Annotated in this window: 6 protein-coding genes and 1 pseudogene; 1 reads left to right on the forward strand and 6 read right to left on the reverse strand. The window is 58.0% G+C overall.

The window, feature by feature from the left end:
- Positions 1 to 159: 159 nt before the first annotated feature.
- Positions 160 to 930 (reverse strand): inositol monophosphatase family protein, encoded by a 771-nt coding sequence (locus NTX71_02685; protein ID MCX6338811.1) that lies wholly within the window; start codon positions 928 to 930, stop codon positions 160 to 162.
- A gap of 690 nt (positions 931 to 1620) precedes the next feature.
- On the opposite strand from NTX71_02685, the pseudogene NTX71_02690 reads away from it, so the two are divergent.
- Positions 1621 to 2859: pseudogene (locus NTX71_02690) on the forward strand (NADP-dependent malic enzyme).
- Positions 2860 to 2984: 125 nt separating this feature from the next.
- Here NTX71_02690 and NTX71_02695 read toward each other — a convergent pair.
- The 5 genes from NTX71_02695 to fba form a co-directional block, all read right to left on the reverse strand.
- Positions 2985 to 3173: a hypothetical protein gene (locus NTX71_02695; GenBank protein ID MCX6338812.1), complete on the reverse strand. Its 189-nt coding sequence runs from the start codon at positions 3171 to 3173 to the stop codon at positions 2985 to 2987.
- Positions 3174 to 3759: 586 nt separating this feature from the next.
- The gene (locus tag NTX71_02700; GenBank protein MCX6338813.1) at positions 3760 to 5004 is read right to left on the reverse strand and encodes a hemolysin family protein; all 1245 of its coding nucleotides are present in this window, start codon (positions 5002 to 5004) and stop codon (positions 3760 to 3762) included.
- Positions 5001 to 6257, reverse strand: coding sequence for a hemolysin family protein (locus NTX71_02705; protein ID MCX6338814.1), 1257 nt, complete (start codon positions 6255 to 6257; stop codon positions 5001 to 5003). The genes NTX71_02700 and NTX71_02705 overlap by 4 nt, the downstream gene beginning before the upstream one ends.
- A 70-nt stretch (positions 6258 to 6327) precedes the next feature.
- A complete protein-coding gene (locus NTX71_02710; protein MCX6338815.1) occupies positions 6328 to 6723 on the reverse strand; it encodes a hypothetical protein in 396 nt (131 codons plus the stop codon).
- A 127-nt stretch (positions 6724 to 6850) separates the two neighbouring features.
- Positions 6851 to 7783: a class II fructose-1,6-bisphosphate aldolase gene (fba, locus tag NTX71_02715; GenBank protein MCX6338816.1), complete on the reverse strand. Its 933-nt coding sequence runs from the start codon at positions 7781 to 7783 to the stop codon at positions 6851 to 6853.
- Positions 7784 to 8230: the final 447 nt, after the last annotated feature.

Genomic DNA, 8230 nt, shown 5'->3' on the forward strand with positions numbered 1-8230 from the left:
CGCAGGAAACGGGCTCGGGATGGAGCAGCAGGCAAGTCACGAGTGCTGGCGTGAACGGAGCAAGCAGTTGAACCCGCGCATGCGCGAGGGAGGGACCAGATCATGTCTATTGACTCCGCGCCTTTGATGGGTGACCCGTTAACCGGGCGCGCTCCTCTCTCACCTGAACGCGCGCAGCATCTCGCCGTGTATCAAACTGTTGCTCGCCACGATCTCGTTCAGGAACGGCTGATATGCCCCTCCCGCGTAATCCGTCGCGCTCCCCCCGGCCTCCCTGAGGATCAGTGTGCCCGCGGCCGTGTCCCATGGCCTGAGCCCCCTCTCCCAGAATCCATCAAACCTGCCTGATGCGATGTAGCACAGATCGAGCGCCGCAGAGCCGTCCCGGCGCACGCCCTGGGCGAGCAGCGAGAGCTTCTGGAAGATTTCGAAGTTGTCGGCGGGCTCCTCCCTCAGCCGGTAGGGGAAGCCGGTGCAGAGGAGGCTCTCCTCGATCGAGGATATCGCGGAGACGCGCAGCGTGGCTTCGTTCATCGTGCTCCCCGCTCCCCTCTCAGCGGAGAACAGCTCATCGTGAAGGGGATCGAACACAACGCCGAGAAGCAGCTCACCGGCGCGCGTGAGGGCGATGGAGACGGAAACGCAGGGATACCCATGGGTGAAGTTTGTGGTGCCGTCCATGGGATCGATGATCCACAGGAACTCCGAGCCGCGGGCGGACTGCGCCGACTCCTCGGTCATGATGTCGTGAGCGGGGAATTCTTTCGAGAGGATCGACGTGATGGCGCGCTCCGCCTGGAGATCGGTCTCGGTCACCGGGTTTCCCCGGTCCTTGAAGCCGACCGGCAGCCGCTTCCCGAAATCGCGCGAGATGATCTCGCCCGCCGCCCGAGCGGCGCGCACCGCGATCTCCATGTATTCTTTAATCATTTCAATATCTACCCATGGTTGAGGCGAATAGTATATTCGATCGGGGCCCGGCAGTATTATAGTCAATTCAAAGACGCGAAGGTAATCAATTCTTGGGTTTCCGGTTCATGCCGGCGCCACCCAGGAGACCGGCTCAGAACCGGAAATCGCGCTTGCCACAGCCATCGACTGTAACTATAATAATTTCCGTACTGCCGTAGACACGATCTTTAGGGGTATCCAGTCGCGTGATCCGCGGTTAGGCATTGGGCGGGGATAGGATGTTGCGGTGCGCTGAACGGGGACCGTGGCGTGGATCGCCGCGGGTCGTCCGCCTGCGGCGACTGCACACGGGGCTCGATCGTCCGAGTCTCCGAAAGAGGGTCCCCCCCCGCAGCTCAGCCGCGGGTCCTGCTGAGACGAGATAAAAGGTAGTGTCAAAAGTTCTATGAAAGAGCTGAATGCAACCACAGATTGCACAGATAGTTGTGAAGATTTGGGGGGGGGAGGAAGTCTGCGCCAATCTGTGGTGAATAAATCTGTGGTAAATGGAGAAAGGAAAGAATTTCCATACAGCGGCTTAATTATACGGATGTTACCACAGATGAATCACCACTGATTTACTCAGAAAAGGCATAAATAATCAGATAAATCTGTGGTTGCTTTACAATATCTTTTGACATTACCAGATAAAAGGAAAGGAGGTTCAAAATGATAAGTGAGAAAGAGGCGCTCGAGTACCACTCCCGTGGCAGGAGAGGCAAGATCGAGGTGGTGCCCAGTAAACCGTGCGCGACACAGAAGGATCTCTCGCTCGCTTATACCCCCGGGGTCGCCATCCCCAGTCTCGCGATCGCGGCAACACCCGAGGAGGCCTACCGCCTGACCGCCAGGGGCAACCTGGTCGCAGTGGTTTCCAATGGCACGGCGGTTCTCGGGCTCGGTGATATCGGGGCGCTGGCGAGCAAGCCGGTGATGGAAGGGAAGGCGGTGCTCTTCAAGCGGTTCGCGGACGTTGACGCCTTTGATCTCGAGGTAGACTCAAAAGACCCGCAGGAGATCATACGGCTCGTCAAGCTGCTCGAGCCCACCTTCGGCGGCATCAACCTCGAAGACATCAAGGCGCCTGAGTGCTTCCCGATAGAGGAGACACTCGAACGCGAAATGCAGATACCGGTGTTCCACGATGACCAGCATGGAACGGCAATCATCTCCGGAGCGGCGCTCCTCAACGCCCTGGAGATCATGGGGAAGAAAATAGGGGATTGTCGAGTGGTCTTCAGCGGGGCTGGCGCGGCCGGCATTGCCTGCGCCACATACTATCTCAGCCTCGGAGTGAAGAAGGAGAATCTGATGCTCTGCGACAGCGCCGGGGTTATCTATGAAGGCCGCGCGAAGGGGATGAATTCGTACAAGGAAAAGTTCGCGATCAAGACAAAAGCCAGGAGCCTCGCTGATGCCCTCAAGGGGGCGGACGTTTTCATGGGGCTCTCGTATAAGAACCTGGTCAGCCAGGAGATGGTCCGCTCAATGAGCAAGAACCCGGTCATTTTCGCGATGGCAAACCCGGACCCCGAGATCACCTATGAAGCGGCCACCGCAGCGCGCGGCGACCTCATCATGGCCACCGGCCGCTCCGATTACCCCAACCAGGTGAATAACGTCCTCGGCTTCCCGTTTATCTTCAGAGGGGCTCTGGATGTCCGCTCGACCAATATCAATGAGGCCATGAAACATGCCGCCACGGAGGGGTTGGCGGCGCTCGCCCGTGAGGAGGTTATCGAGGAGGTGCGGCGGGCATACGGCGGCAAGGAGTTCAGCTTCGGCCGCGGCTACATAATCCCCAAGCCTTTTGACCCGCGGGTGTTGCTGTGGGTGGCACCGCGCGTGGCGAAGGCCGCCATGGAGAGCGGCGTCGCGCGGAAGCCGATCACGGATTGGGATGCCTATACCCGGGAGCTCCAGGAGCGCGTGAAGAGGATACAGGCGCTCAAACCGGTAGCGAGCGGGGAGTGATGAGCGCCATCGCCGCCGGGGCGCCCATCCCGACCCTGTGGGGTGCCGCTCCGCTCGTATCAGAGGCTGATTTCGATTGAATCGGCCATCAGGACGAGAATCACGAGGCCGGCGCAGATAATGAGAAAAGAGGCGATTGGCAGGAACCCTTTCGCTTTCCCCTCGACCTTCCTCATGATGGAAACATTGAGCACCACGCCGATGAAGAAAACCGCAAATCCTATGAGCAGCTTGATGAAGATCTCCATGTGCCCTCCATCCCTTTGACCCTACAAACTTATACAGAATCAGAGCGAGCAAGTCAATACCATAGTCGCCTGGGGTTCCCCCATTTTTTAGAAACTAAGGTAATTTTTCACCACGGAGACACAGAGAGCACGGAGCACACTGAGAAGTCAAAGAGTTTAACACGGATTATGAGGATTAATTTTAGCCACAGATGAACACAGATACACACAGATCAATCTCCTTCTAGTGTGCCGGCTCAACGATAACTTTCATAATCATGTCATTGCGAGGAGTCCCGCTAAGCGGGACGACGAAGCAATCTCAACTTATTGAGGGGCAAGAGATTGCTTCTCCCGCTTTGCGGGATCGCAATGACAAATTAGTTCAAGGCAATTCTGAGACACCACACTAGAAACTAGAAACGAGAAACTGTTGTTACTGTTTTACAGATCTCCGTGTCCTCCGTGCCTCCGTGGTGGATTATGCATTGGAATACACCTACAAAATAGTATCTGTCTCACTTCACTAATACTGCATCCACTTCCGACACAACGTATTGTGTATTTTGATGATAAGTTTTCGGGGAATGTCCGGCATAGTCGCCCCTCAGGCGGTTTCGCGCGCCCCGGTGACCTCCACCCGCACCACACGCCGGTCGGTCGCCTCGGAAACCCGGAAGGCCAGGTGCTCATAGGAAACCTCGGCGCCCGGCGAGGGGATTTTCCCGAGGAGATTAATCACAAACCCGCCGATCGTTTCGCACACGTCTTCGGGAATGTGCTGGCCGAACTCGTCGTTGAAGTCGTCGATGCGCATCCTGCCGTCGACAATGACCGATTCGCCGCTCTTCTCCCATTCGGCCCGCTCACCGGCATCATACTCATCATCGATTTCACCCACGATCTCTTCGATGATATCCTCCATGGTGAGGATCCCTGAAACGCCGCCGTACTCATCCGCCACGATCGCCAATTGCTTGTTGTTGCGCTTGAGTTCGGCGAGAACGGCCTTGATGCGGGCGGATTCAGGGACGACGTAGGGTGAGCGCATGGCGTCGCGCACTGATTGTTCGGCGGGGAGACCGATCAGGTCCGTGGCGTGCACCGTGCCGACGATAGTGTCAATTCTCCCCCGATATATCGGTATGCGGGAGTGGCCAACCTCGGCAATGAGCCGCCACAGTTCGGCTATGGTAGCCGTCTCGGGGGCGGCGACGACATCGATGAGCGGGACCATCGCATGACGGGCGGATTTTTCTCCGAAGTAGAATATCTCCTCGATCATCTCCTTTTCATCGCCCTGGAGCATCCCCGCCTCGTGGCTCTCCTTGAGCATCAATTCGAGCTCCTCCCTCGTCACGAACGGGTTTTTCTTTGTCCTCCCCCTCGTGAAGATCCTGGTGATCCCCATCCCCAGGAGGGAGGCCGAGAGCACCAGCGGGAAGAGGGCATAGTAGGCAACCCTGAGCGGCCTGGCGAAGGTGAGGCAGAGCCTGTTTGCATACTGCCTCCCGTAGGCCATCGGCACTATCTGGCCCACGATGAGCACGAGGGGCCAGTAGAAGATGAGGGAGAATATGTTCTCGGTATTGAGCGGCGCATAGCGGGATATGAGGTTGTTGAGGACGCAGGAACCGACGACCACCGACAGGTTGTACCCGACGAGGGTGGTGGCGAGGAGGTTCCTGGGTTCTTCCAGGAACCACTGCACGATGCGGGCCCGTCGTTCGCCCATCTCGGCCTTGTGGCGCACCTTGATGCGGTTGCAGGAGATGACCGCCATCTCCGCCCCTGCAAAAAAGGCTTGGAGTATCATGCAGACAAGGATAATGGGGAGGACATTCAGGATCATTTTTGCCCCCCTCTGCTCACGATGATTTCCCGGATGCGGCTCTTCTCGGCGGCCGAGATGATGAACTGGAGGTCGCCGTACGAGAAGCGATACCCCTCAGGCGGAATTATGCCTATCCGGCTCACGAGGAAGCCGCCGATCGTGGCGCTGTGCTGGTCTTTGAGCGAACTGCCGAGCAGTTGGTTGAACGCTCCGAGCTCCATGCGGGCATTGACCCTGAAGCTGCGCTCATCCAGCTTCTGATAGAGGGGGGCGGTGTCGCCCTTATCGCTGATCTCGCCGATGATCTCTTCGAGCAGGTCCTCGAGCGTGACGAGGCCCGACACCCCTCCGTACTCATCCACCACGATGGCGAGGTGCGTTTTCCTCCGCTTGAACTCCCGCAGGAGGGACGCGGCAGTTTTTGTCTCGGGGACAAAGTACGCGGGCCTGAGTATCGAGGTGAGGTCCGCCCCTGGCAACAGGCCTATGGCGCGCAGGAGGTCCTTGGCGTAGAGGATGCCGACAATATTGTCCAGCGCTTTGTCATAGATGGGGATGCGGGAGTACTCTCGTGTCCTGATCGCCTGTTCGATCTCGCGCAGGGGGTGCCTGAGGTCGAATGCCACGATCTCTTTGCGGGGCCTCATGATCGCTCCCACGCGCCTGCTGGCGAAATCGAAGACCCCCTGAATCATCTCCTTCTCCTGTGGACCCACGACCCCCTCGCGGGAGCCGATCCTGATCGCTGTTTTGATCTCGTCTTCAGTAATGGCCGTTTCTGTCGGTGGGATTGTGGGAGTGAAGAGAGAAGTGATTTTGTCCGAAACGATGCGCACGATGCGCCGGACGGGATACTCAATTGTTCCGATCGCATTGATGATCGGGGCGACGAAAGGGGCAAAGCGCATGTTGCATCGAATGGCGATGGTCTTCGGAGTGACCTCTCCGACCACGAGAATGGCGAAGGTCATGATGATGATCGCATAGAGGGTGCCCTCGGTGCCCGGGATAAGGGATCTCATCAGTGATTCGCCGAGTGTGGAGGAGAGTATGTTGACGAACATGTTGCCGATGAGGATTGAGATGAGGAGCCGGCGGGGATTGGCGAGCAGAGTGGCGATGAGGCCGCCGCGGCTCGGATGTCCGCGCTGCAGTTTCTTTACCTGAAAGCTCGAGAGGGAGAAAAGCGTGGTCTCCGCACACGAGAAGAAGAACGAGAAGCAGAGGAGTATGAAGATGCCGAGTATGTGGAAGAGGATGTACCTGTTCAAAACTTCCTGCACCCCCCCTGGGAGCTCATAGCCGGATCGGGAACGTGGCGAGCCGCCCGTGCAAAACGCATCACTCTGACAGGATCTGCTTCTCCCCGGGCTGCTTCTCGGCGGGGCCTATCTCCAGGGCGTTTTTGCACCCCTGCACGATGTAGTCGAAGCCGTAGAGGACCGTCTTGAATATGCCGAGGAAACGGCGCATCTCCTCCTTGATTTCGCTGAGATCGTTCTCGATTGCCTTGCCTTTGATCTTCAGCTCGGCGGTCTCTTTCCGGGACGTCTCAAGGGCGCGCTCGATCTCTTCCACCTTCTGGCCGAGATCGGAGAGGCGGCGTTTCATCTCTTCAAAATCGATCGCATCGAGCTTCCGGCGCGTCTGGCGCACGTGCATGAGGACGGCCAGGGCGAGTACGGCGAGCGAGGCGACGATCAGAATGTTCAGTGTCATGGCAAATGAGAGTGGCATGGGAAACTCCTTTTTTAGTAGTTAGTAGCCAGTAGTTAGTAGTCAGGGTTAATGCGATGGGTCCCTGTGTGCTTTCATAAAACTCCTCATCCCTAACTACCAGCTACTGACTACTGACTACCTGTTCTCAGTCGAGGGCTTTTCCACCGCAGCCGAGCACCTTGATCTTTCGCGTGACCACCTCCTTGATTGCGTCCCGAGCCGGGCCGAGGTAGTGGCGTGGATCGAAGTTCCCCGGGTTCTCCGCGAGCGACTTGCGTATCGCCCCGGTGATCGCCAGGCGGATGTCGGTGTCGATATTCACCTTGCACACGTTCATCTTCGCCGCCCTGCTGATCATCTCCTCGGGGACGCCCCGTGAGCCGAGTATCTTACCCCCGTATTTGTTGCATATGTCAACGAGATCCCGGGGGACGCTCGATGCGCCGTGGAGGACGAGCGGGAAGTCCGGCAGCCGCTCCTGAACTTCCACAAGGCGGTCAAAGTCAAGCGCGGGCTCACCCTTGAATTTGTAGGCGCCATGGCTCGTCCCTATCGCCACGGCGAGCGAATCGCAGCCGGTGCGCGTGACGAACTCCTTTGCCTGGTCGGGATTTGTGAAGATCGCATCCTTCTCGCTCACCGAAATATTATCCTCAACGCCGGCGAGTTTCCCCAGCTCCGCCTCGACCGTGACGCCCCGGGGATGGGCGTACTCGACCACCTTTCTGGTGAGCGCGACGTTCTCCTCGAAGGGATGCCTGGACCCGTCGATCATCACCGAGGTGAACCCCCCGTCCACGCACGCCTTGCATATTTCGAAATCCTCGCCGTGGTCGAGGTGGAGCACGATGGGGAGATCGCAGGTCTCCAGCGCTGCCTGGACGAGCTTGACGAGGTACTCGTGGCGGGCATACTTCCGCGCGCCGGCGGAAAATTGCAGGATAAGCGGGGCATTTTCCTCGGCCGCCCCCTCCACGATGCCCTGAATGATCTCCATGTTGTTGACGTTGAACGCCCCGAGGGCATAGCCGCCCTTGAGCGCTTTCTTGAACAGCTCTTTCGAAGTTACCAGCGGCATGTATTACCCCCTGTTTATGTTGGTCGGTGTGATGCCTCCCATCGGCATTATGCCACATGGGGAGCTTCAGGCGCAAGCCATTTGCTTTCGCGCGCGTAATGCCTCAGTTATTGGTGGTATTACTGTAGGGGCTTGATCCTTCGGCTGAGTTTATACTGAGCGTAGTCGAAGTGCTCAGGACAAGTTTTATCAAGCCCGCAGTAAGCCATACGGGTCGGATAAATCCCTGCCCGCCGGCAGGCAGGCGACCCCTACAGATTGGAGGGTCCGCTCACCACCCAAGACTGAGGCATTACTCGCGCGCGGGGTAATGGGTCACCCATCAAAGGCGCGGAGTCAATAGACATGATCTGGTCCCTCCCTCGCGCATGCGCGGGTTCAACTGCTTGCTCCGTTCACGCCAGCACTCGTGACTTGCCTGCTGCTCCATCCCGAGCCCGTTTCCTG

The organism is Candidatus Auribacterota bacterium (genome assembly GCA_026392035.1).
Lineage (GTDB): Bacteria > Auribacterota > Tritonobacteria > UBA1439 > UBA1439 > JAPLCX01.

Coding starts and splice junctions, on each gene's coding strand:
- NTX71_02685 (MCX6338811.1), bottom strand. CDS start 930: ATGATTAAAGAATACATGGAGATCGCGGTGCGCGCCGCTCGGGCGGCG.
- NTX71_02695 (MCX6338812.1), bottom strand. CDS start 3,173: ATGGAGATCTTCATCAAGCTGCTCATAGGATTTGCGGTTTTCTTCATC.
- fba (MCX6338816.1), bottom strand. CDS start 7,783: ATGCCGCTGGTAACTTCGAAAGAGCTGTTCAAGAAAGCGCTCAAGGGC.
- NTX71_02710 (MCX6338815.1), bottom strand. CDS start 6,723: ATGCCACTCTCATTTGCCATGACACTGAACATTCTGATCGTCGCCTCG.
- NTX71_02700 (MCX6338813.1), bottom strand. CDS start 5,004: ATGATCCTGAATGTCCTCCCCATTATCCTTGTCTGCATGATACTCCAA.